General features: G+C 53.8%; 22 protein-coding genes. 20 read left to right on the top strand and 2 right to left on the bottom strand.

Annotated features, from left to right (window positions below; translation table 11 throughout):
* Nucleotides 1-16 precede the first annotated feature (16 nt).
* From amiB to J1G48_RS20055, 20 genes are all read left to right on the top strand, one after another.
* A complete protein-coding gene (amiB, locus tag J1G48_RS20150) occupies nt 17-1,336 on the top strand; it encodes an N-acetylmuramoyl-L-alanine amidase AmiB (RefSeq protein ID WP_000640374.1) in 1,320 nt (439 codons plus the stop codon).
* A gap of 9 nt (nt 1,337-1,345) precedes the next feature.
* Entirely contained in the window at nt 1,346-3,202 is a 1,857-nt protein-coding gene (gene mutL, locus J1G48_RS20145) for a DNA mismatch repair endonuclease MutL (protein WP_001122550.1), read from the top strand.
* Nucleotides 3,195-4,145 carry a tRNA (adenosine(37)-N6)-dimethylallyltransferase MiaA gene (gene miaA / locus J1G48_RS20140; protein WP_001000736.1) on the top strand — a complete coding sequence of 317 codons (951 nt, stop codon included), beginning with the start codon at nt 3,195-3,197 and terminating at the stop codon, nt 4,143-4,145. Before mutL ends, miaA begins: the two co-directional genes overlap by 8 nt.
* An 82-nt stretch (nt 4,146-4,227) precedes the next feature.
* On the top strand, nt 4,228-4,536 hold the full coding sequence (gene hfq, locus J1G48_RS20135) for an RNA chaperone Hfq (protein WP_001051875.1): 309 nt from the start codon (nt 4,228-4,230) through the stop codon (nt 4,534-4,536).
* A 71-nt stretch (nt 4,537-4,607) separates the two neighbouring features.
* Nucleotides 4,608-5,888: a ribosome rescue GTPase HflX gene (hflX, locus tag J1G48_RS20130; protein ID WP_000460338.1), complete on the top strand. Its 1,281-nt coding sequence runs from the start codon at nt 4,608-4,610 to the stop codon at nt 5,886-5,888.
* A 214-nt stretch (nt 5,889-6,102) separates the two neighbouring features.
* Complete coding sequence (gene hflK / locus J1G48_RS20125; protein WP_000312505.1) at nt 6,103-7,362, top strand: FtsH protease activity modulator HflK; 1,260 nt, start codon at nt 6,103-6,105, stop codon at nt 7,360-7,362.
* 2 nt (nt 7,363-7,364) lie between these two features.
* A complete protein-coding gene (hflC, locus tag J1G48_RS20120; RefSeq protein WP_001232417.1) occupies nt 7,365-8,369 on the top strand; it encodes a protease modulator HflC in 1,005 nt (334 codons plus the stop codon).
* Nucleotides 8,370-8,447: 78 nt separating this feature from the next.
* Nucleotides 8,448-8,645 carry a DUF2065 family protein gene (locus tag J1G48_RS20115; protein ID WP_001089290.1) on the top strand — a complete coding sequence of 66 codons (198 nt, stop codon included), beginning with the start codon at nt 8,448-8,450 and terminating at the stop codon, nt 8,643-8,645.
* Nucleotides 8,646-8,747: 102 nt separating this feature from the next.
* On the top strand, nt 8,748-10,046 hold the full coding sequence (gene purA / locus J1G48_RS20110) for an adenylosuccinate synthase (RefSeq protein ID WP_000527976.1): 1,299 nt from the start codon (nt 8,748-8,750) through the stop codon (nt 10,044-10,046).
* A 207-nt stretch (nt 10,047-10,253) separates the two neighbouring features.
* Nucleotides 10,254-10,679, top strand: coding sequence for a nitric oxide-sensing transcriptional repressor NsrR (nsrR, locus tag J1G48_RS20105; RefSeq protein ID WP_001177632.1), 426 nt, complete (start codon nt 10,254-10,256; stop codon nt 10,677-10,679).
* 37 nt (nt 10,680-10,716) lie between these two features.
* Nucleotides 10,717-13,155 (top strand): ribonuclease R, encoded by a 2,439-nt coding sequence (gene rnr / locus J1G48_RS20100; RefSeq protein WP_000076357.1) that lies wholly within the window; start codon nt 10,717-10,719, stop codon nt 13,153-13,155.
* Between the two features lie 90 nt (nt 13,156-13,245).
* Complete coding sequence (rlmB, locus tag J1G48_RS20095; protein WP_001293277.1) at nt 13,246-13,977, top strand: 23S rRNA (guanosine(2251)-2'-O)-methyltransferase RlmB; 732 nt, start codon at nt 13,246-13,248, stop codon at nt 13,975-13,977.
* Nucleotides 13,978-14,109: 132 nt separating this feature from the next.
* Nucleotides 14,110-14,514, top strand: coding sequence for a DUF2170 family protein (locus J1G48_RS20090; RefSeq protein WP_000312605.1), 405 nt, complete (start codon nt 14,110-14,112; stop codon nt 14,512-14,514).
* A 14-nt stretch (nt 14,515-14,528) separates the two neighbouring features.
* A complete protein-coding gene (locus tag J1G48_RS20085; protein WP_000511974.1) occupies nt 14,529-15,227 on the top strand; it encodes a PspA/IM30 family protein in 699 nt (232 codons plus the stop codon).
* The gene (locus J1G48_RS20080; RefSeq protein WP_000899675.1) at nt 15,227-16,297 is read left to right on the top strand and encodes an ion channel; all 1,071 of its coding nucleotides are present in this window, start codon (nt 15,227-15,229) and stop codon (nt 16,295-16,297) included. Before J1G48_RS20085 ends, J1G48_RS20080 begins: the two co-directional genes overlap by 1 nt.
* Nucleotides 16,270-16,953: a YjfK family protein gene (locus tag J1G48_RS20075; RefSeq protein ID WP_000090290.1), complete on the top strand. Its 684-nt coding sequence runs from the start codon at nt 16,270-16,272 to the stop codon at nt 16,951-16,953. Before J1G48_RS20080 ends, J1G48_RS20075 begins: the two co-directional genes overlap by 28 nt.
* A gap of 17 nt (nt 16,954-16,970) precedes the next feature.
* Complete coding sequence (locus J1G48_RS20070) at nt 16,971-17,369, top strand: DUF350 domain-containing protein (RefSeq protein ID WP_000547737.1); 399 nt, start codon at nt 16,971-16,973, stop codon at nt 17,367-17,369.
* A gap of 9 nt (nt 17,370-17,378) precedes the next feature.
* Nucleotides 17,379-18,017: a DUF1190 domain-containing protein gene (locus J1G48_RS20065; protein WP_001085598.1), complete on the top strand. Its 639-nt coding sequence runs from the start codon at nt 17,379-17,381 to the stop codon at nt 18,015-18,017.
* Nucleotides 18,018-18,019: 2 nt separating this feature from the next.
* Nucleotides 18,020-19,183 (top strand): glutathionylspermidine synthase family protein, encoded by a 1,164-nt coding sequence (locus J1G48_RS20060; protein WP_000943930.1) that lies wholly within the window; start codon nt 18,020-18,022, stop codon nt 19,181-19,183.
* A gap of 84 nt (nt 19,184-19,267) precedes the next feature.
* Nucleotides 19,268-20,890 carry an isovaleryl-CoA dehydrogenase gene (locus J1G48_RS20055; RefSeq protein WP_000118980.1) on the top strand — a complete coding sequence of 541 codons (1,623 nt, stop codon included), beginning with the start codon at nt 19,268-19,270 and terminating at the stop codon, nt 20,888-20,890.
* A gap of 44 nt (nt 20,891-20,934) precedes the next feature.
* Here J1G48_RS20055 and yjfN read toward each other — a convergent pair whose 3' ends face one another.
* Both yjfN and bsmA read right to left on the bottom strand, forming a co-directional pair.
* On the bottom strand, nt 20,935-21,210 hold the full coding sequence (yjfN, locus tag J1G48_RS20050; protein ID WP_001518964.1) for a DUF1471 family protease activator YjfN: 276 nt from the start codon (nt 21,208-21,210) through the stop codon (nt 20,935-20,937).
* A gap of 130 nt (nt 21,211-21,340) precedes the next feature.
* Nucleotides 21,341-21,670, bottom strand: a complete 330-nt coding sequence (bsmA, locus tag J1G48_RS20045; protein WP_000586832.1) for a biofilm peroxide resistance protein BsmA — start codon at nt 21,668-21,670, stop codon at nt 21,341-21,343.
* Nucleotides 21,671-21,740 lie beyond the last annotated feature (70 nt).

The following is a 21,740-nucleotide window of genomic DNA, read 5'->3' as shown; positions in this document are numbered from 1 at the left end:
CTATAAAGGTGGCGGGATGATTTATCGCATCAAAAATGCCGTAATAGCAGTCTTAATCCTGCTGTGCGCGCAGGCGGGCGCCGCCAGTCTCTCTGATATTCAGGTGTCCAACGGCGAGCAGCAGGCGCGCATTACGCTGAGTTTTATCGGCGAGCCGGAATATGCTTACTCACAGGACGGTAAACGGACCGTGGCGCTGGATATCAGGCAGACCGGCGTGATTCAGGGGCTGCCGCTTCAGTTTAGCGGTAACAATCTGGTAAAAACGATCCGTGCTGGAACGCCGAAAGATGCGCAATCTTTACGGTTGCTTGTCGATCTGACGGAAAATGGTAAAACCGAGGCGGTGAAGCGGCAAAACGGCGGCAACTATACGGTCATTTTCACCATTAATGCCGATGTTCCGCCGCCACCGCCGCCTGTCGTCGCGAAACGGGTTGAAAGCGCGCCTCGCCCGACGGAGCCGGCCCGTAATCCGTTTAAATCTTCTGATGATCGCCTGACCGGCGTAACCAGCAGCAATACCGTTACGCGGCCTGCGGCGCGCGCGTCGGCAGGCGCTGGCGATAAAGTGGTGATTGCTATTGATGCCGGACATGGAGGCCAGGACCCCGGCGCGATAGGCCCGGGCGGTACGCGCGAGAAAAATGTCACCATCGCCATCGCGCGTAAGTTACGCACATTGCTGAATAACGATCCGATGTTTAAAGGCGTGCTGACGCGTGACGGCGACTATTTTATTTCGGTGATGGGGCGGTCTGACGTGGCGCGTAAGCAAAACGCCAACTTCCTTGTCTCTATTCATGCGGATGCCGCGCCAAATCGCGACGCCACCGGCGCCTCCGTCTGGGTATTGTCCAATCGTCGCGCGAACAGCGAAATGGCAAACTGGCTTGAGCAGCATGAGAAGCAATCCGAACTGTTAGGCGGCGCTGGCGATGTGCTGGCGAACAGTCAGTCAGACCCTTACCTGAGCCAGGCGGTACTGGATTTGCAATTCGGTCATTCGCAGCGGGTAGGGTATGATGTGGCGACGAACGTACTAAGCCAACTGGACGGCGTGGGGTCGCTGCATAAACGTCGCCCGGAACACGCGAGCCTGGGCGTGCTGCGTTCGCCGGATATCCCGTCCATTTTGGTGGAGACGGGCTTTATCAGTAATCACGGCGAAGAGCGATTGCTGGCGAGCGACCGCTATCAGCAGCAGATTGCTGACGCTATATACCGAGGGTTGCGTAAGTACTTTGCAGCGCATCCGATCCAGTCTGCGCCGCAGGGCGGCCCAGGCCAGACGGCCAGTACCAACCAGCCTGGCACCATAACCGCCGCGAATTAAGGAGATTTCATGCCGATTCAGGTTCTGCCGCCGCAGCTTGCGAACCAAATCGCCGCTGGCGAAGTGGTGGAACGCCCTGCGTCGGTTGTTAAAGAGCTGGTAGAGAATAGTCTGGATGCAGGCGCCACCCGCGTTGATATCGACATTGAGCGTGGCGGCGCGAAGCTTATTCGTATTCGCGACAATGGCTGCGGCATTAAAAAAGAGGAGCTGGCGCTGGCGCTGGCCCGTCATGCCACCAGTAAAATCGCCTCGCTTGACGATCTGGAAGCGATTATCAGTCTGGGATTTCGCGGCGAAGCGCTGGCGAGTATCAGTTCGGTCTCGCGTTTGACGCTAACGTCGCGCACGGCGGAGCAGGCGGAAGCCTGGCAGGCGTATGCGGAAGGGCGTGACATGGACGTGACGGTAAAACCCGCCGCGCACCCGGTCGGCACCACCCTGGAAGTTCTGGATCTCTTTTACAATACGCCCGCCCGGCGCAAATTCATGCGTACCGAAAAAACGGAATTTAATCATATCGATGAGATCATCCGTCGTATTGCATTGGCCCGTTTTGACGTCACGCTTAACCTGTCGCACAACGGCAAATTGGTACGGCAGTATCGCGCTGTCGCAAAGGACGGGCAAAAAGAGCGCCGGTTAGGCGCCATCTGCGGCACGCCGTTTCTCGAACAGGCACTGGCGATCGAGTGGCAGCATGGCGATCTGACCCTGCGCGGCTGGGTCGCCGATCCGAATCACACCACCACGGCGTTAACGGAGATCCAGTACTGCTATGTGAATGGCCGCATGATGCGCGACCGCTTGATCAACCATGCCATTCGCCAGGCCTGTGAAGATAAGCTGGGCGCGGACCAACAGCCTGCGTTTGTGTTGTATCTGGAGATTGACCCGCATCAGGTGGATGTCAATGTTCATCCCGCCAAGCACGAAGTGCGTTTTCATCAATCCCGGCTGGTGCACGACTTCATCTATCAAGGGGTGCTGAGCGTCCTGCAACAGCAGACGGAAACGACGCTGCCGCTGGAGGAGATTGCGCCAGCGCCGCGGCATGTCCCGGAAAACCGTATCGCCGCCGGGCGCAACCATTTTGCTGTACCCGCCGAGCCAACTGCGGCGCGCGAGCCCGCGACACCGCGTTATTCCGGCGGCGCATCGGGCGGCAACGGCGGGCGTCAGTCCGCGGGTGGTTGGCCGCACGCTCAGCCAGGTTATCAGAAGCAGCAGGGCGAGGTTTATCGCGCGCTTTTACAGACGCCGGCGACGAGCCCCGCGCCGGAGCCGGTTGCGCCTGCGCTTGACGGACATAGCCAGAGTTTTGGTCGCGTACTGACGATAGTCGGCGGTGACTGTGCGTTGCTGGAACACGCGGGGACTATCCAGCTCTTGTCGCTGCCGGTTGCGGAGCGTTGGCTGCGTCAGGCGCAGCTTACACCGGGTCAAAGTCCGGTTTGCGCGCAGCCGTTGCTGATTCCGCTGCGTTTAAAAGTGAGCGCCGATGAAAAAGCCGCGCTGCAAAAAGCCCAATCTTTGTTGGGAGAATTGGGTATTGAATTTCAGTCAGATGCGCAGCATGTGACCATTCGGGCAGTGCCTTTACCCTTACGACAACAAAATTTACAAATCTTGATTCCTGAACTGATAGGCTACCTGGCGCAACAGACCACATTTGCAACGGTCAATATTGCACAATGGATAGCGCGTAATGTGCAGAGCGAACATCCGCAGTGGTCGATGGCGCAGGCCATATCGCTGCTGGCGGATGTTGAGCGGCTATGTCCGCAGCTGGTAAAAGCGCCGCCGGGTGGCCTGTTACAACCTGTTGATTTACATTCGGCGATGAACGCCCTGAAGCATGAATGATGTAAGCAAAGCGAGCCTGCCTAAGGCGATATTTTTGATGGGGCCGACGGCCTCCGGCAAAACGGCGCTGGCGATAGAACTGCGTAAAGTTTTGCCAGTAGAGTTGATAAGCGTTGATTCCGCCCTCATTTATCGGGGAATGGATATTGGCACGGCTAAGCCGAATGCCGATGAGCTGAAAGCGGCGCCGCATCGACTGCTGGATATACGCGACCCGTCGCAGGCGTATTCGGCGGCGGATTTTCGCCGCGACGCGTTAGCGCAAATGGCGGAGATCACCTCTGCGGGGCGTATCCCGCTGTTAGTGGGCGGTACCATGCTGTATTTTAAGGCATTGCTGGAAGGGTTATCGCCGCTGCCTTCAGCAGATCCGGAAGTCAGATCCCGGATAGAGCAGCAAGCAGCGGAGCTTGGATGGGAGGCGTTGCATCAGCAACTTCAGGAGATAGATCCGGTTGCCGCCGCGCGAATTCATCCAAATGATCCGCAAAGACTTTCCCGGGCACTGGAAGTTTTTTTCATTTCGGGTAAAACTTTAACGGAGCTAACGCAAACGTCAGGAGACGCGCTACCGTACCAGGTGCATCAGTTCGCTATCGCCCCGGCGAGCCGTGAACTGCTCCATCAGCGCATTGAACTGCGTTTTCATCAGATGTTGGCTTCAGGTTTTGAAGCAGAAGTCCGGGCGCTTTTTGCCCGAGGAGATTTGCATACGGACTTGCCTTCCATCCGTTGTGTGGGATACCGCCAGATGTGGTCATACATTGAGGGCGAAATCTCATATGATGAAATGGTTTATAGAGGTGTTTGCGCCACGAGACAGTTGGCGAAGCGCCAGATGACCTGGTTGCGCGGTTGGGAAGGGGTGCGCTGGCTTGACAGTGAGAATCCCGATCGGGCGCGAAAAGAAGTATTACAGGTTGTTGGTGCTATCGCAGACTGAATGTGTACAATTGAGACGTATCGTGCGCAATTTTTCAGAATCGAAAGGTTCAAAGTACAAATAAGCATATAAGGAAAAGAGAATGGCTAAGGGGCAATCTTTACAAGATCCGTTCCTGAACGCATTGCGTCGGGAACGTGTTCCAGTTTCTATTTATTTGGTGAATGGTATTAAGCTGCAAGGTCAAATCGAGTCCTTTGATCAGTTCGTGATCCTGTTGAAGAACACGGTCAGCCAGATGGTTTATAAGCACGCGATTTCTACTGTTGTCCCGTCTCGCCCGGTTTCTCATCACAGCAACAATGCCGGTGGCGGCGCCAGCAATAACTACCATCACGGTAGCAACGCGCAGGGTTCTACTGCGCAACAGGACAGCGAAGAGACTGAATAAGTTCACGCGCTGTTTATCCATGTCGGGGGCGTCGGATAATCGCCCCCGCTGGTTATTAAGAGGGTTTACGCTTGTTTGACCGTTATGATGCCGGTGAGCAGGCGGTACTGGTACACATCTATTTTTCGCAAGACAAAGATATGGAAGACCTCCAGGAGTTTGAATCTCTGGTCTCTTCCGCCGGTGTCGAAGCAATGCAGGTGATTACCGGTAGCCGTAAAGCACCGCACCCGAAGTACTTTGTAGGTGAAGGTAAGGCAGTTGAAATTGCGGAAGCCGTGAAAGCGACTGGCGCAGCGGTCGTATTGTTTGATCATGCATTGAGTCCAGCCCAGGAGCGAAACCTGGAGCGTTTGTGCGAGTGCCGGGTTATCGATCGCACCGGTCTTATCTTAGATATTTTTGCCCAACGTGCGCGAACCCATGAAGGTAAGTTGCAGGTTGAGCTGGCGCAGCTACGCCATCTGGCTACGCGTCTGGTGCGTGGCTGGACCCACCTTGAACGTCAGAAAGGCGGGATTGGTTTGCGCGGTCCGGGTGAAACCCAGCTCGAAACCGACCGTCGTTTACTGCGTAATCGCATTGTGCAGATTCAGTCGCGCCTGGAGAAAGTTGAGAAGCAACGTGAGCAGGGGCGGCAGTCGCGCATCAAGGCCGACGTTCCGACGGTATCGCTGGTGGGCTATACCAACGCCGGAAAATCCACCCTTTTTAATCAGATCACTGAAGCGCGGGTCTATGCGGCAGATCAGCTATTTGCGACGCTGGACCCGACCTTACGTCGTATTGATGTAGCGGATGTCGGTGAAACCGTTCTGGCGGATACGGTAGGCTTTATCCGCCATTTACCGCACGATCTGGTGGCTGCCTTTAAAGCTACCCTGCAGGAGACGCGTCAGGCGACGCTGCTGCTGCATGTGGTCGATGCGGCGGATGTTCGTGTGCAGGAAAACATCGAGGCGGTAAACACCGTTCTTGAAGAGATTGACGCTCACGAAATCCCCACCTTAATGGTGATGAACAAAATCGATATGCTGGACGACTTTGAACCGCGTATCGACAGAGATGAAGAGAATAAACCCATCCGCGTTTGGCTTTCAGCGCAAAGCGGCGTGGGGATACCACAGCTTTTTCAGGCTTTGACGGAGCGTCTTTCCGGCGAGGTGGCGCAGCATACGCTGCGTTTGCCGCCGCAGGAAGGGCGTCTGAGAAGCCGGTTTTATCAGCTTCAGGCAATAGAAAAAGAGTGGATGGAGGAAGACGGTAGCGTCAGTCTGCAGGTACGAATGCCGATTGTCGACTGGCGTCGCCTCTGTAAACAAGAACCGGCGTTGATCGAATACGTGATCTAGACGCGAAGTCATTCAGGTCGTATTGAAGCGGTAGCTGAGAGAATTTCAGGAGCTCACAACGAAGTGACCTGGGGTAAAAAAGCCGCCACTCAAGACGCAGCCTGAAAGATGATGTCTGTAACGGCGGTTCGTCTGAAGCATGGAGTAATTTCGCCTTATCCTCTGAGGTCGAAAGACAACGGGGATCACCGCATAACAAATATGGAGCACAAACATGGCGTGGAATCAGCCCGGTAATAACGGACAGGACCGCGACCCGTGGGGAAGCAGCAAACCTGGCAGCAACTCTGGGGGAAATGGAAACAAAGGTGGCCGCGATCAGGGACCTCCCGATCTGGATGATATCTTCCGTAAGCTGAGTAAAAAACTCGGTGGTTTTGGGGGCGGTAAAGGCACCGGTTCCGGCGGCGGTAGCTCATCGCAAGGCCCGCGTCCGCAACTGGGAGGCCGTATTGTCGCCATCGCGGCGGCGGCAGTAGTCATTATCTGGGCGGCCAGCGGTTTTTATACCATTAAAGAAGCCGAGCGCGGCGTTGTGACGCGTTTTGGTAAATTCAGCCATCTGGTAGAGCCAGGTCTGAACTGGAAGCCGACATTTATTGACGACGTTACGCCGGTGAACGTCGAAGCGGTGCGCGAACTGGCGGCGTCAGGCGTGATGCTGACGTCTGATGAAAACGTCGTGCGCGTTGAAATGAACGTGCAATACCGCGTCACCGATCCGCAGAAATATCTGTTTAGCGTGACCAGCCCGGACGATAGCCTGCGTCAGGCCACCGACAGCGCGCTGCGTGGCGTCATTGGTAAATACACGATGGATCGCATCCTGACCGAAGGTCGTACCGTTATTCGTAGCGATACCCAACGCGAGCTGGAAGAGACTATCAAACCGTACAACATGGGGATTACCCTGCTGGACGTGAACTTCCAGGCTGCGCGCCCGCCGGAAGAGGTGAAAGCCGCCTTTGACGACGCGATTGCCGCACGTGAAAACGAGCAGCAGTACATTCGTGAAGCGGAAGCGTATACCAACGAAGTTCAGCCGCGCGCCAACGGTCAGGCGCAGCGTATTCTGGAAGAGGCACGCGCCTATAAAACCCAGACTATCCTGGAAGCGCAGGGTGAAGTCGCCCGGTTTGCGAAGATTTTGCCGGAATATAAAGCCGCGCCGCAGATTACACGCGAGCGTCTGTATATTGAAACGATGGAAAAAGTGCTGAGCCATACCCGTAAAGTACTGGTTAACGACAAGAGCGGTAATTTAATGGTGCTGCCGTTAGATCAGATGCTGAAAGGCGGGAATGCGCCGGCGGCAAAGAGCGACAATAGCGCTAGCAACCTGCTGCGCCTGCCGCCGTCCACAAAGTCTAACGCCAGCGGAGCAAGCAACACGTCGTCCTCAAATCAGGGCGATATTATGGACCAACGCCGCGCGAATGCGCAGCGTAACGACTACCAGCGTCAGGGGGAATAACGATGCGTAAGTCAGTTATTGCGATTATCATCATCGTGCTGGTAGTGCTCTACATGTCCGTCTTTGTGGTCAAAGAGGGCGAGCGCGGCATTACGCTGCGTTTTGGTAAAGTTCTGCGTGACGATGAGAACAAACCGCTGGTTTACGCGCCGGGTCTGCACTTTAAGATCCCGTTTATTGAATCAGTGAAAATGCTTGATGCGCGTATCCAGACGATGGATAACCAGGCCGATCGCTTTGTGACTAAAGAGAAGAAAGACCTGATTGTCGACTCCTACATCAAATGGCGTATCAGCGACTTTAGCCGTTACTATCTGGCGACCGGCGGCGGCGATATTTCGCAAGCCGAAGTGCTGTTAAAACGTAAATTCTCGGACCGTTTGCGTTCTGAGATTGGTCGCCTGGACGTAAAAGACATCGTGACCGATTCTCGTGGTCGTCTGACTCTGGAAGTGCGCGACGCGCTGAACTCCGGTTCAGCCGGTACCGATGATGAAGTAGCGACCCCGGCGGCGGATGACGCGATTGCCGAAGCGGCGGAACGCGTCACGGCGGAAACCAAAGGTAAAGTACCGGTCATCAACCCGAACAGTATGGCGGCGTTGGGTATCGAAGTGGTCGATGTGCGTATTAAGCAGATCAACCTGCCGACCGAGGTTTCTGAGGCGATTTACAACCGTATGCGCGCCGAGCGTGAAGCGGTCGCGCGTCGTCATCGTTCACAAGGTCAGGAAGAAGCGGAAAAACTGCGTGCGGCTGCTGACTATGAGGTGACGAAAACTCTGGCGGAAGCCGAGCGTCAGGGGCGAATCATGCGTGGTGAAGGTGATGCTGAAGCCGCGAAGCTGTTTGCCGACGCGTTCAGTCAGGACCCTGATTTCTACGCGTTCATTCGTAGTCTGCGCGCTTACGAGAAGAGCTTCGAAGGTAATCAGGACGTGATGGTATTGAGCCCGGACAGCGATTTCTTCCGCTACATGAAGACACCGAGTTCGACGACACGCTAAAATAGCGTCAGCGGTTTTAGACCAGCAAAACCACCGCATCCAAAGGATGCCGGTGGTTTTCTTTTATAAGGGCGATAAATGAATTCAACAATCTGGTTGGCGCTTGCTCTGGTATTAGTCCTCGAAGGGCTGGGACCGATGCTGTATCCCGGCGCATGGAAAAAAATGGTTTCGGCACTGGCGCAACTGCCGGAAAATGTTTTACGACGTTTTGGCGGCGGACTTGTGGTTGCGGGAGTTGTGGTCTACTACATGTTGAGGAAAACGATTGGCTGAACAAAAAGTGGTCGGATTTGCCGCAGATTGAGTGCAAAAAGTGCTGTATATCTGAAAAAGCGATGGTAGAATCCATTTTTAAGCAAACGGTGATTTTGAAAAATGGGTAACAACGTCGTCGTACTGGGCACCCAATGGGGTGACGAAGGTAAAGGAAAGATCGTCGATCTTCTGACTGAACGGGCTAAATATGTTGTACGCTACCAGGGCGGTCACAACGCAGGCCATACTCTCGTAATCAACGGTGAAAAAACCGTTCTCCATCTTATTCCATCAGGTATTCTTCGCGAGAATGTAACCAGCATCATCGGTAACGGTGTTGTGCTGTCTCCGAGCGCGCTGATGAAAGAGATGAAAGAACTGGAAGACCGTGGCATCCCCGTTCGTGAGCGTCTGCTGCTGTCTGAAGCCTGTCCGCTGATCCTTGATTATCACGTTGCGCTGGATAACGCGCGTGAGAAAGCGCGTGGCGCGAAAGCGATCGGCACCACCGGTCGTGGAATCGGGCCTGCTTATGAAGATAAAGTGGCACGTCGCGGTCTGCGTGTTGGTGACCTTTTCGACAAAGAAACCTTCGCTGAAAAACTGAAAGAAGTGATGGAATATCACAACTTCCAGTTGGTTAACTACTACAAAGTTGAAGCGGTTGATTACCAGAAAGTTCTGGATGATACGATGGCTGTTGCCGACATCCTGACTTCTATGGTTGTTGACGTTTCGGACCTGCTCGACCAGGCGCGTCAGCGTGGCGATTTCGTCATGTTTGAAGGTGCGCAGGGTACCCTGCTGGATATCGACCACGGTACTTATCCGTACGTAACTTCTTCTAACACCACAGCAGGTGGCGTGGCGACCGGTTCCGGCCTGGGCCCGCGTTATGTTGATTACGTTCTGGGTATCCTCAAAGCTTACTCCACTCGTGTAGGTGCAGGTCCGTTCCCGACCGAACTGTTTGATGAAACCGGCGAGTTCCTCTGCAAGCAGGGTAACGAATACGGCGCCACTACCGGCCGTCGTCGTCGTACCGGCTGGCTGGACACCGTTGCCGTTCGTCGTGCGGTACAGCTGAACTCCCTGTCTGGCTTCTGCCTGACCAAACTGGACGTGCTGGATGGCCTGAAAGAGGTGAAACTCTGCGTGGCTTACCGTATGCCGGATGGTCGCGAAGTGACTACCACTCCGCTGGCAGCTGACGACTGGAAAGGTGTAGAGCCGATTTACGAAACCATGCCGGGCTGGTCTGAATCCACCTTCGGCGTGAAAGATCGTAGCGGCCTGCCGCAGGCGGCGCTGAACTACATCAAACGTATCGAAGAACTGACCGGCGTGCCGATTGATATTATTTCTACCGGCCCCGATCGTACTGAGACGATGATTCTGCGCGACCCGTTCGACGCGTAAATCTGGTACGCCTGGCAGATATTTTGCTTGCCGGGCTAACAGTGTGATACATTGCTGTGTCGGGTAAGCCATTACGCTATCCGACACAGTGCTAAATCCTCGCTTTTTTCCTTCCCCGAACTGAAATAAATTAGCGACACAGCTTGTGGCTGGTTTATCATCAATACAGATAAGTTATATCCCGTTTTCCCTTTTCCTGAGGTTGATGTGCAGTTAACGAGTTTCACCGATTACGGCTTACGTGCGCTAATCTATATGGCGTCGTTACCAGATGGACGAATGACCAGCATTTCTGAGGTGACAGAAGTCTACGGCGTGTCCCGTAATCATATGGTCAAAATTATCAATCAGCTTAGCCGGGCGGGCTTTGTCACTGCCGTTCGGGGAAAAAATGGCGGTATCCGCCTGGGTAAACCGGCTAATACTATTTGTATTGGCGATGTGGTGCGTGAGCTGGAACCCTTATCACTGGTCAACTGTAGCAGCGAATTTTGCCACATCACCCCTGCCTGTCGTCTGAAACAGGCGCTTTCTAAGGCCGTGCAGAGTTTTCTCAAGGAGCTGGATAACTACACGCTTGCCGATTTGGTTGAAGAGAATCAACCGCTTTATAAATTATTACTGGTGGAGTGAAGTAAACTTCATTAGAGATGACAATGGAGGAACCTCAATGTCACAAGATCCTTTCCAGGAACGCGAAGCAGAAAAATACGCGAATCCTATCCCGAGCCGGGAATTTATCCTCGAACATTTAACGAAACGTGAAAAACCGGCCAGTCGCGAAGAACTGGCCGTAGAACTGAATATTGAAGGCGAAGAGCAGCTTGAAGCCTTGCGTCGCCGCCTGCGCGCGATGGAACGCGACGGACAACTGGTCTTTACCCGCCGCCAGTGCTATGCGCTGCCGGAACGCCTCGACCTGCTGAAAGGCACCGTGATCGGTCATCGTGACGGTTACGGTTTCTTACGTGTCGAAGGCCGCAAAGACGATCTGTATCTTTCCAGCGAGCAGATGAAAACCTGTATTCATGGCGATCAGGTGCTGGCGCAGCCGCTGGGCGCCGATCGTAAAGGTCGCCGCGAAGCGCGTATCGTCCGTGTACTGGTACCGAAAACCAGTCAGATAGTCGGGCGTTATTTCACCGATGCGGGCGTCGGCTTTGTGGTGCCGGACGACAGCCGTCTCAGCTTCGACATTCTTATCCCGCCAGAAGACGTCATGGGCGCGCGGATGGGGTTCGTGGTCGTGGTTGAACTGACCCAACGTCCAACTCGCCGTACTAAAGCGGTAGGGAAAATCGTCGAAGTGCTGGGCGACAATATGGGCACCGGTATGGCGGTTGATATGGCGCTGCGTACCCATGAAATACCTTACATCTGGCCGCAGGCGGTAGAGCAGCAGGTCGCCGGGCTGAAAGAAGAGGTGCCGGAAGAGGCGAAAGTCGGTCGTGTCGATCTGCGCGATTTGCCGCTGGTCACTATTGATGGCGAAGATGCCCGTGACTTTGACGACGCGGTTTACTGTGAGAAAAAACGCGGCGGCGGCTGGCGTTTGTGGGTCGCTATTGCTGACGTGAGCTATTATGTACGGCCGCCAACGCCGCTGGATCGCGAGGCGCGCAATCGCGGCACGTCGGTTTACTTCCCGTCACAGGTTGTCCCAATGTTGCCGGAGGTGCTCTCCAACGGTCTGTGTTCGCTAAACCCGCAGGTTGACAGGCTGTGTATGGTCTGTGAAATGACCATCTCGGCGAAAGGTCGGCTGACCGGCTACAAATTCTATGAAGCGGTGATGAGCTCCCATGCGCGTCTGACCTATACCAAAGTCTGGCATATGCTGCAGGGCGATCAGGATCTGCGTGAACAATATGCGCCGCTGGTGAAGCATATTGAAGAGCTGCACAACCTCTACAAAGTGCTGGATAAAGCGCGTGAAGAGCGCGGGGGGATCTCGTTTGAGAGCGAAGAGGCGAAGTTTATCTTTAACGCCGAACGTCGCATTGAGCGTATCGAACAGACCCAGCGTAATGACGCGCATAAGCTTATCGAAGAGTGCATGATCATGGCGAATATCTCGGCGGCGCGCTTTGTCGAAAAAGCTAAAGAGCCGGCGCTATTCCGTATTCATGATAAGCCCACCACCGAAGCGATCACCTCATTCCGCTCCGTACTGGCGGAGCTGGGGTTGGAGCTGCCGGGCGGAAATAAACCGGAACCGCGCGATTATGCCGAACTGCTTGAATCGATTGCCGACCGGCCGGACGCCGAAATGCTGCAAACTATGCTGCTGCGTTCAATGAAGCAGGCGATTTACGATCCGGAAAACCGCGGGCACTTTGGCCTGGCGTTGCAGTCTTATGCGCACTTTACCTCGCCGATTCGCCGCTATCCGGATCTTTCTTTGCACCGCGCCATTAAGTACCTGCTGGCTAAAGAGCAAGGGAACAAGGGCAACACCACAGAAACGGGCGGTTATCACTACTCGATGGAAGAGATGTTGCAGCTCGGCCAGCACTGTTCGATGGCGGAACGCCGCGCTGATGAAGCGACGCGTGATGTCTCCGACTGGCTGAAATGTGACTTTATGCTGGATCAGGTAGGCAACGTCTTTAAGGGCGTGATTGCCAGCGTCACCGGTTTCGGCTTCTTTGTCCGTCTTGATGAACTGTTTATCGATGGGCTGGTACACGTTTCCTCACTGGATAACGATTACTATCGCTTCGATCAGGTAGGGCAACGTCTGATTGGCGAGTCCGGTGGGCAGACATATCGCCTGGGCGACCGGGTCGAGGTACGCGTCGAAGCGGTGAATATGGACGAACGGAAAATTGACTTTAGCTTGATTTCCAGCGAGCGCGCACCGCGTAACGTCGGCAAAACGGCGCGTGAAAAAGCGAAAAAAGGTGAAAGTAAAAACGCCGGTAAACGTCGTCAGGTAGGTAAAAAAGTTAACTTCGAGCCTGATAGCGCCTTCCGCGGCGAGAAAAAAGCGAAGCCGAAAGCAGCGAAGAAAGACGCGAGAAAAGCAAAAAAGCCATCGGCTAAAACGCAGAAAATAGCCGCAGCGACCAAAGCGAAGCGTGCGGCGAAGAAAAAAGCGGCAGAGTGAGCAATACCCTCTTCAAACAGAAGAGGGTGAATTATCTGTAGGCCGGGCAAGCGTAGCGCCCCCGGCAAAACGTAAACAACGAGTACATTAATGAGCGAAATGATTTACGGCATCCACGCAGTGCAGGCCCTGCTGGAGCGCGCCCCTGAACGTTTTCAGGAAGTCTTTATTTTAAAAGGCCGTGAAGATAAACGTCTGTTGCCGCTGATTCACGCCCTTGAGTCCCAGGGCGTTGTTATCCAGCTGGCAAACCGCCAATATCTCGACGAGAAAAGCGACGGTGCCGTGCATCAGGGTATTATCGCTCGCGTGAAACCAGGCCGGCAGTATCAGGAAAACGATCTGCCGGATCTGATCGCATTACACGAACGCCCCTTTTTGTTGATCCTCGATGGCGTCACCGATCCGCATAATCTTGGCGCCTGTCTGCGCAGCGCCGATGCCGCTGGCGTACATGCGGTAATCGTGCCGAAAGACCGCTCCGCGCAACTTAACGCGACGGCGAAGAAAGTCGCCTGCGGCGCAGCGGAAAGCGTGCCGTTGATCCGCGTCACCAACCTGGCGCGCACGATGCGCATGTTGCAGGAAGAGAATATCTGGATTGTCGGAACGGCGGGCGAGGCTGACCATACGCTGTATCAGAGCAAAATGCCTGGCCGCATGGCGCTGGTCATGGGCGCAGAAGGTGAAGGTATGCGTCGTCTGACCCGTGAGCACTGCGATGAGCTGATCAGCATTCCTATGGCCGGTAGCGTGTCGTCGCTGAATGTCTCTGTGGCGACCGGGATTTGTCTGTTTGAAGCCGTTCGCCAGCGAACCTGACGCTAATAGTATTTTTTAAGAAAATAACCATCCATAATCGGATGGTTTTTTTTTATCTTTGGCTGGTAATATAAAAAGCAAAACCTACCCTGTAACTCCCTTTATTTATAAAAAAGAGATAGAGATAATAATATGGCATGGACTCCACGGACGCTGGCGGATGCGTTAAACAACATCGCCGAATTAGATATTGATATAGAAAATAATGAGTCTTCATTAATAATAAAAATGAATGATTATGGCGATTTACCACTGGCGGTTTTATTTACCTCGCAACAAATAGTTATCGAGACTTATATCTGTCCGGTAAATACGATTAGAGATACCGCGGAATTTAATCTTTTCTTACTGAGAAATCAGAAGGTTTTACCGCTGTCTTCGGTCGGTATTACTCAGGTAAAACAGGAGGAATATTATGTCGCTTTTGGCGCGCTGTCGTTAAATTCGTCGCTTGCCGACGTGACGCTGGAAATCACCACGCTTGTAGAAAATGCGTTGGATATCGCTGAAATAACACAAGTCTATTCACAGGAATAATACAGGCGGCTTACATGGGAATTTTAAAAAGTTTGTTCACATTAGGTAAATCATTCGTTGCTCAGGCAGAAGACGCCATTGATGAAGCGCAGGGTGTACGTATGCTGGAGCAGCATATTCGCGACGCAAAAGCCGAGCTGGATAAAGCGGGTAAATCCAGAGTGGATTTATTGGCGCGGGTGAAGTTAAGCCATGACAAGCTGAATGATTTACGTGAGCGTAAAGCCAGCCTTGAAACACGGGCGTTGGCGGCAATGAGTAAGAATGTCGACGCCGCTTTACTCAACGAAGTGGCGGAAGAAATAGCCCGTCTGGAAAATGCCATTCTTGCCGAAGAACAGGTGCTGACTAATCTGGAAGCCTCTCGTGATGCGGTGGAGAAGGCCGTAACGGCGACAGGCCAGCGGATTGCGCAGTTTGAGCAGCAACTTGAAGTGGTTAAGGCGACAGAAGCCATGCAGCGCGCGCAGCAGGCGGTGACGACCTCGACCGTCGGAGCCGCGTCGAATGTGTCTACGGCGGCGGAGTCGCTTAAACGTTTACAAACGCGTCAGGCTGAACGCCAGGCCCGGCTGGATGCCGCCGCGCAGCTGGAAAAAGTCGCCGATGGACGCGACCTGGACGAAAAACTGGCGCAGGCCGGTATTGGCGCAACCAATAAAAGCAATGCTCAGGATGTGTTGGCGCGTTTACAGCGTCAACAAGGCGAATAATGCTCTTTACGTGGATTGTCAAAACCTGCCAGCGTCATTTGTCCAGACTGACCTGGCCCGCTTTGCTGGGCCTGTTTATCGGGCAGTATCTGCTTTGCTATCTGGTGCTGCGCCTGTTGCGCGAAAGCGCGTTGGTGAGCCAGTTAAGCGATTTTATCTATTACTGCTCGGTGGTGGGTTCCACATTAGGTTTTGGCGATCTTAGCCCGCAGACGGCGCCAGGACGTCTGTTCACCGCGCTGTGGCAAATTCCGGTTAGCGTCGGGTTGTTCGGCGCGTTAATGGGAAAAGTGATTGCGCAGGTGCAGGGAATGTTAGCGAAAGGAATAACGGGCATGGGCGATTATCGCCATTTACACCATCATATGCTGGTGATTGGCTGGCGGGGTCATCAAACCGAAAAGATGATCTCATTGCTGCTATATGACAAGCGGCGTGCCTTTGAACGGGTTCTGCTGTGCGAACTGGAAGATATTCAGCATCCGCTGCCGGGTAATAACTGGGTGGATTTTATCCGCATCAGCAACTTTAACGATCCGCAGGAACACCAGCGCATGGGGCTGGAGCAGTGCCAGAGCGTGATTATTTTCGCTCGTACCGATGAGCAGACCTTCACGGCGGCGCTCTCGCTGGCAGACTATGTACCCGCGCAGTGCCATATTGTGGTTTATCTGGAAGACGAGCGTTATGCCGGATTACTGGAAACCCACTGCCCGCGCATGGAGATAGTCCGTAACCTTTCCGCTGAACAACTTTCCCGTTCCATTCAGGACCCAGGATCATCGCAATCTGTCGCTTCCATTATGAATCCGATGCTGGGCGATACCGGATTCGCGCTGCCTGTCCCGGCTTCTGTCGCGCCTATGCGATACGGCGCGCTAATGCGTTATATGAAGCTTCATCATGACGCGACGGTGCTGGGGATCAGTCACTGCAAGAATGGTCGTGGTATGGAATTGAATCCGGTGATTTCAACTGAAGTCAGAGGCGGTATGTGGCTACATCTGGTCGGTAATAATCGCATTCTGGCTGAAGAGGTCGCATGGCAAGAGATAGAGGTTCCCCTATGATGCAATTTTTTCAGCGTTTGCTCGGTAAAACAAGCGCGCCAGCGCCGATTCGCGGACCATTAGGATTACATCTTAACGCCGGTTTCACGCTGGATACGCTGGCATTTCGGCTACTGGAGTCGTCGTTGCTGGTGGCGCTACCGGGTGAAAAATACACTGTCGCGGCAGCGAGTCGTATAGATTTAGGCGGCGGCAGTCAGATTTTTCGCTACTACACCTCTGGCGATGAGTTTCTACAAATTAACACCACTGGCGGCACGGATGTTGACGACATTGATGACATCAAACTCTTTGTATATGAGGAAAGTTTCGGTATTAACGAGGAACGTCACTGGCGTTCAGCCATTGCGCCAGCGGCAATAGGGCCGATGACGCTCAACTGGCAAGAACGGCGCTGGCAGCGCTTTTTTAACCATGAAGAGCCGGGCAATATTGAACCTGTCTACATGCTGGAAAAGGTTGAAAATCAGCAGGCAGAGAAATGGGACGTTCACAATTTTACGATGGGCTTCCAGCGCCAGGTGACGGATGACGCCTGGGAGTATCTTCTATTGAACGGGGAAGAATCATTTAATGAGCGCGGTGAGCCTGAATGGGTGTTTTCACGCGCCCTCGGCGTGGATATCCCGCTCACTTCACTGACGGTTATTGGTTAAGCACATACAGGGAAATTATGCATATACTGGACGCATTACTGGCTTTCTGCGCCTATTTTTTTATTGGCGCGGCAATGGTCATTGTATTTCTTTTTATTTACTCAAAGATAACGCCGCATAATGAATGGCAGCTGATAAAAAATAACAATACTGCGGCATCGCTGGCCTTTAGTGGTACGTTGCTGGGCTATGTCATCCCCTTATCCAGCGCGGCGATAAACTCGGTCAGTATCCCGGACTATTTTGCCTGGGGCGGCATTGCGCTGGTGATTCAACTACTGATTTATGGTTGCGTAAGGTTATACATGCCTACGCTGAGCGAAAAAATTATTCATCACAACGTGGCGGCGGGGCTATTTATGGGAACCGCAGCGCTGGCTGGCGGTATTTTTAACGCTGCCTGTATGACATGGTAACGGAAGATCATGGCAAAAAAACGAAAATCCAGAAGCACATCCGGCGTAGGCCATTCGGCAATAAGACGAATAGCCGAACCGGTCAATCCCTTTGAGCGGCAACGAAATCGCTACACGCCAAAATGCCTGACGCTGGCGATTATGGGTGGAGCGGCCTTTTTTCTCCTGAAAGGGTGCGGTGATGGCGGCAATACTGACAACGACGGCGATGGGACGTTTTACGCCACGGTGAACGACTGTATTGACGATGGCAATAGCGCCAGCGTTTGCGCTGACGGCTGGAATAATGCGAAAACAGAATTTTACGCTAATGTGCCTAAGCAATTGACGCAGGAGCGCTGTCAGACGCAGTTTGGCGATTGCTACTTTGATATCACCGAGCGGAGCTGGGTTCCGGTATTAAGCGGCTTTTTACTCAGCCGCGCGATTCGTCAGAACCGTGATGAACAATACATCTATAGCAGCGGCGGTTCATCTTACGTCTCCCGTCCCGTCTGGCGCACCACATCCGGCGATTATGCGTGGCGCAGCGGCACAGGGAAAAGCGATACCGTGACCAGCCCTGGTTATATCACACGGAAAGCGTCCACCGTCTCCCGCGGCGGCTATGGCCGTTCTTCCAGCGCCCGCGGGCACTGGGGAGGCTAACCATGCTACGACACAACGTACCGATACGCCGGGATCTGGATAAGATCGCCTGCGATCACGGTTTTGACTTTCATGTTATCGATAACGAAATTTACTGGGATGAAAGCCGGGCCTACCGTTTTACATTACGGCAAATTGAAGAACAGATCGAAAAACCGACCGCAGAGCTTCATCAGATGTGTCTGGAGATTGTCGAGCGGGCCGTCCGGGATGAGCAGATCATGCAGCAGCTGGCGATCCCGCCATTGTACTGGGATGTCATCGCCGAAAGTTGGCGCAGCCGCGATCCTTCGCTTTACGGGCGGATGGATTTCGTCTGGTGCGGCAAAGATCCGGTTAAATTGCTGGAATACAATGCGGATACGCCGACGTCGCTCTATGAGTCCTCCTACTTTCAATGGCTATGGCTGGAGGATGCTCGTCGTAGCGGCGCCATCCCGCGTGATGCCGATCAATACAACGCGATACAGGAGCGGCTGATCGCCCGCTTCAGCGAGCTGTACAGTCGGGAACCGCTCTACTTTTGCTGTTGTGAAGATACCGACGAAGATCGCACGACGGTGCTGTACCTTCAGGATTGCGCGCAGCAGGCGGGCCAGGAAACGCGATTTATCTATATTGAAGAACTGGGACTTGGCGTAGGCGGTGTGCTGACCGATCTGGACGATAACGTGATTCGCCGCGCCTTTAAGCTCTACCCGCTGGAATGGATGATGCGCGATGACAACGGCCCGCTGTTGCGAAAACGTCGTGAGCAATGGATTGAGCCATTGTGGAAAAGTATTCTGAGTAACAAAGGGCTGTTGCCGTTATTGTGGCGCTTTTTCCCTGGCCATCCGAATCTTCTGCCGGCCTGGTTTGAGGGCGAAAAATCGCTCGCAGCGCCAGGCGAAAGCAGCGTACGGAAGCCGATTTATTCACGTGAAGGCGGCAACGTCACGATTTTCGACGAGCGGCAAAATGTTATCGATCATGCCGACGGCGACTACGCTGACGAGCCGATGATTTACCAGGCGTTTCAGCCTTTGCCGCGCTTTGGCGATAGCTATACGCTGATTGGCAGTTGGATCATTGACGATGAAGCCTCCGGGATGGGGATTCGCGAGGACAATACGCTAATTACCAAAGACACTTCCCGTTTCGTCCCACATTATATTGCCGGTTAATCATACTTTTGTGATCTTGCTCCGGCGTCAATGGCGCAGTCATGACCATACTTGACTTCAGCGCCATTGAAGGAGGGAGACACCATGTCCTGGCAAACACATACCGTCTTTAATCAACCTGCTCCGCTCAATAACAGTAACTTATTCCTGTCTGATGGCGCGCTGTGTGAAGCGGTTTCCCGGGAAGGCGCGGGATGGGATAGCGATCTTCTCGCCAGCATTGGCCAACAACTGGGAACGGCGGAATCACTGGAACTGGGGCGTCTGGCGAACGCGCATCCTCCTGAGTTGCTACGTTACGATCCCCAGGGACAGCGTTTGGATGACGTTCGCTTTCATCCCGCCTGGCACCTGTTGATGCAGGGGCTTTGCGCTAATCGGGTACATAACCTGGCCTGGGAGGAAGAGGCAAGGGCGGGAAGTTTTGTCGCCCGGGCGGCGCGTTTTGTATTACATGCTCAGGTAGAAGCGGGAACACTCTGTCCTGTCACGATGACCTTTGCCGCGACACCGTTGCTATTGCAGATGCTTCCCACCACTTTCCATGACTGGCTGGCGCCGCTGCGCAGCGATCGCTACGATTCGCATTTGCTGCCGGGCGGGCAAAAACGGGGCCTGCTCATCGGCATGGGAATGACGGAAAAGCAGGGCGGATCTGACGTACTCAGTAATACGACCCACGCGGAGCGGCTGGCGGATGATTCATATCGGCTGGTGGGACATAAATGGTTTTTCTCTGTGCCGCAAAGTGATGCGCACCTCGTGTTGGCGCAGGCAAAAGGAGGACTATCCTGTTTCTTTGTGCCGCGTTTCCTGCCAGACGGGCAACGGAACTCTGTTCGTCTTGAACGCCTGAAAGATAAACTCGGTAATCGATCTAATGCCAGCGCCGAAGTCGAGTTTCAGGATGCCGTCGGCTGGCGGCTGGGAGAAGAGGGCGAAGGGATTCGGCATATCTTAAAGATGGGCGGTATGACGCGTCTTGATTGCGCGCTCGGGAGTCATGGCTTAATGCGGCGTGCGTTTTCAGTCGCCATTTACCATGCTCATCAGCGTCAGGCTTTTGGTAAGCCGCTGATCGAACAACCGTTGATGCGACAAACCTTAAGTCGTATGGCGCTATGCCTGGAGGGGCAGACGGCGCTTTTGTTTCGGCTGGCGCGCGCCTGGGAGCAACGTCGCGAGGCGAAAGAGGCATTATGGGCGCGATTATTCACGCCAGCGGCGAAATTCGCCATCTGTAAGCAGGGAATCCCTTTTGTGGCTGAGGCGATGGAGGTTCTCGGCGGGATGGGGTATTGCGAAGAGAGCGAACTCCCGCGCCTGTACCGTGAAATGCCGGTGAACAGTATCTGGGAAGGTTCCGGCAATATCATGTGTCTGGATGTACTTCGGGTGCTGACAAAACAACACGGCGTCTATGACGTATTGAGTGAAGCTTTTGCGGAAGTCAAAGGTCAGGATCGCCATTACGACCGCGCGGTACGTCAGCTACAGCAACGTTTACGCAAACCGGACGAAGCAATGGGCAGAGAGATTACGCAGCAGCTTTTCTTGCTGGGGTGCGGAGCGGAAATGCTGCGTCATGCCTCGCCGCCGCTGGCGCAAGCGTGGTGTCAGATGATGCTGGATACACGCGGCGAAATGCCGCTGTCTGCCCAGGTACAAAATGATTTACTGTTAAGGGCGACCGGGGGACTGCGGTAACGTTTGGCCTGTAGTACATGCCATCCGGCGCGAGCCACGCGGCATCAGGCATAGAGTATCGCCTGTACGCGCCAGTTATCCGACTGTTGTTCTTCATACATTTGAATAATTCTGTACCAGGACGCACCCTGTTCATCGGCTTTCAGGGCGATAATCCGCTCCACATCCTGTGGGTTTCCTGCAACATTACTGACCGAGATCAGGCCGATTTCATTCAGACCCGTTACGCAGTCAGCACTGGCGAATTCGGCAGACTGTGCCGTCGTACTCACCAGTCCGGCAGAAAGCAGCAGTGAGGATAAGGCAAGTTCTTGTTTCATCGTCAGCTCCTTATTACATACCCCGCATTTAACAGGACGCTCCATCACGGTAAACCTGTTTGTTTATTGTGCACAGGTAAACGCATAGGGGCGCAAAGCAATGTAAAACTGACTAAAAATCAATCTACTGTTATTGACGATACAAAATGGCTTGTGAATACCACTGGCCGGTTACAACCGTTTCATCAACCATTAAGATAACGTAATAATCGGCTTTCGCAGCGACGGCTTTCGCTCTGATTTCATCTATTGCATCATCCGGGGAGCCCCGAACCAGCGCGCTTACGGTCCCCATCCGCTGTAGTCCTTGCGTTTGATCGCGACGGATTTCCTGCGGGTGATCGGCGATAGGCGGCGCAGGTTGCGGCGTACCCTGCAGCACGCTACACGCGCTTAATAACAGCGCTGCTATCAATGAAGCAAACCGACGCATAACTCTATCTCGTTTCCTGATAATCATAGTGTAATGCCTTATTGATTTCCCTTTAGGGGGAATGTTCCCGAAGTGTTACCTGTCACGCGATTTTCGA

The organism is Salmonella sp. SAL-020, assembly GCF_017372215.1.
GTDB classification, from domain to species: domain Bacteria; phylum Pseudomonadota; class Gammaproteobacteria; order Enterobacterales; family Enterobacteriaceae; genus Salmonella; species Salmonella enterica.
This window is presented reverse-complemented; position numbering and strand designations above follow the sequence as displayed.

Bases quoted from the DNA above. Each gene is read 5' to 3' on its own strand.
- bsmA (WP_000586832.1), bottom strand. From the start codon at position 21,670: ATGATTATCAGGAAACGAGATAGAGTTATGCGTCGGTTTGCTTCATTG.
- hfq (WP_001051875.1), top strand. From the start codon at position 4,228: ATGGCTAAGGGGCAATCTTTACAAGATCCGTTCCTGAACGCATTGCGT.
- yjfN (WP_001518964.1), bottom strand. From the start codon at position 21,210: ATGAAACAAGAACTTGCCTTATCCTCACTGCTGCTTTCTGCCGGACTG.
- hflC (WP_001232417.1), top strand. From the start codon at position 7,365: ATGCGTAAGTCAGTTATTGCGATTATCATCATCGTGCTGGTAGTGCTC.
- J1G48_RS20070 (WP_000547737.1), top strand. From the start codon at position 16,971: ATGCATATACTGGACGCATTACTGGCTTTCTGCGCCTATTTTTTTATT.
- J1G48_RS20080 (WP_000899675.1), top strand. From the start codon at position 15,227: ATGCTCTTTACGTGGATTGTCAAAACCTGCCAGCGTCATTTGTCCAGA.
- purA (WP_000527976.1), top strand. From the start codon at position 8,748: ATGGGTAACAACGTCGTCGTACTGGGCACCCAATGGGGTGACGAAGGT.
- J1G48_RS20090 (WP_000312605.1), top strand. From the start codon at position 14,110: ATGGCATGGACTCCACGGACGCTGGCGGATGCGTTAAACAACATCGCC.
- rlmB (WP_001293277.1), top strand. From the start codon at position 13,246: ATGAGCGAAATGATTTACGGCATCCACGCAGTGCAGGCCCTGCTGGAG.
- J1G48_RS20085 (WP_000511974.1), top strand. From the start codon at position 14,529: ATGGGAATTTTAAAAAGTTTGTTCACATTAGGTAAATCATTCGTTGCT.
- J1G48_RS20065 (WP_001085598.1), top strand. From the start codon at position 17,379: ATGGCAAAAAAACGAAAATCCAGAAGCACATCCGGCGTAGGCCATTCG.
- J1G48_RS20060 (WP_000943930.1), top strand. From the start codon at position 18,020: ATGCTACGACACAACGTACCGATACGCCGGGATCTGGATAAGATCGCC.
- J1G48_RS20075 (WP_000090290.1), top strand. From the start codon at position 16,270: ATGGCAAGAGATAGAGGTTCCCCTATGATGCAATTTTTTCAGCGTTTG.
- rnr (WP_000076357.1), top strand. From the start codon at position 10,717: ATGTCACAAGATCCTTTCCAGGAACGCGAAGCAGAAAAATACGCGAAT.
- amiB (WP_000640374.1), top strand. From the start codon at position 17: ATGATTTATCGCATCAAAAATGCCGTAATAGCAGTCTTAATCCTGCTG.
- miaA (WP_001000736.1), top strand. From the start codon at position 3,195: ATGAATGATGTAAGCAAAGCGAGCCTGCCTAAGGCGATATTTTTGATG.
- hflK (WP_000312505.1), top strand. From the start codon at position 6,103: ATGGCGTGGAATCAGCCCGGTAATAACGGACAGGACCGCGACCCGTGG.
- J1G48_RS20115 (WP_001089290.1), top strand. From the start codon at position 8,448: ATGAATTCAACAATCTGGTTGGCGCTTGCTCTGGTATTAGTCCTCGAA.
- mutL (WP_001122550.1), top strand. From the start codon at position 1,346: ATGCCGATTCAGGTTCTGCCGCCGCAGCTTGCGAACCAAATCGCCGCT.
- J1G48_RS20055 (WP_000118980.1), top strand. From the start codon at position 19,268: ATGTCCTGGCAAACACATACCGTCTTTAATCAACCTGCTCCGCTCAAT.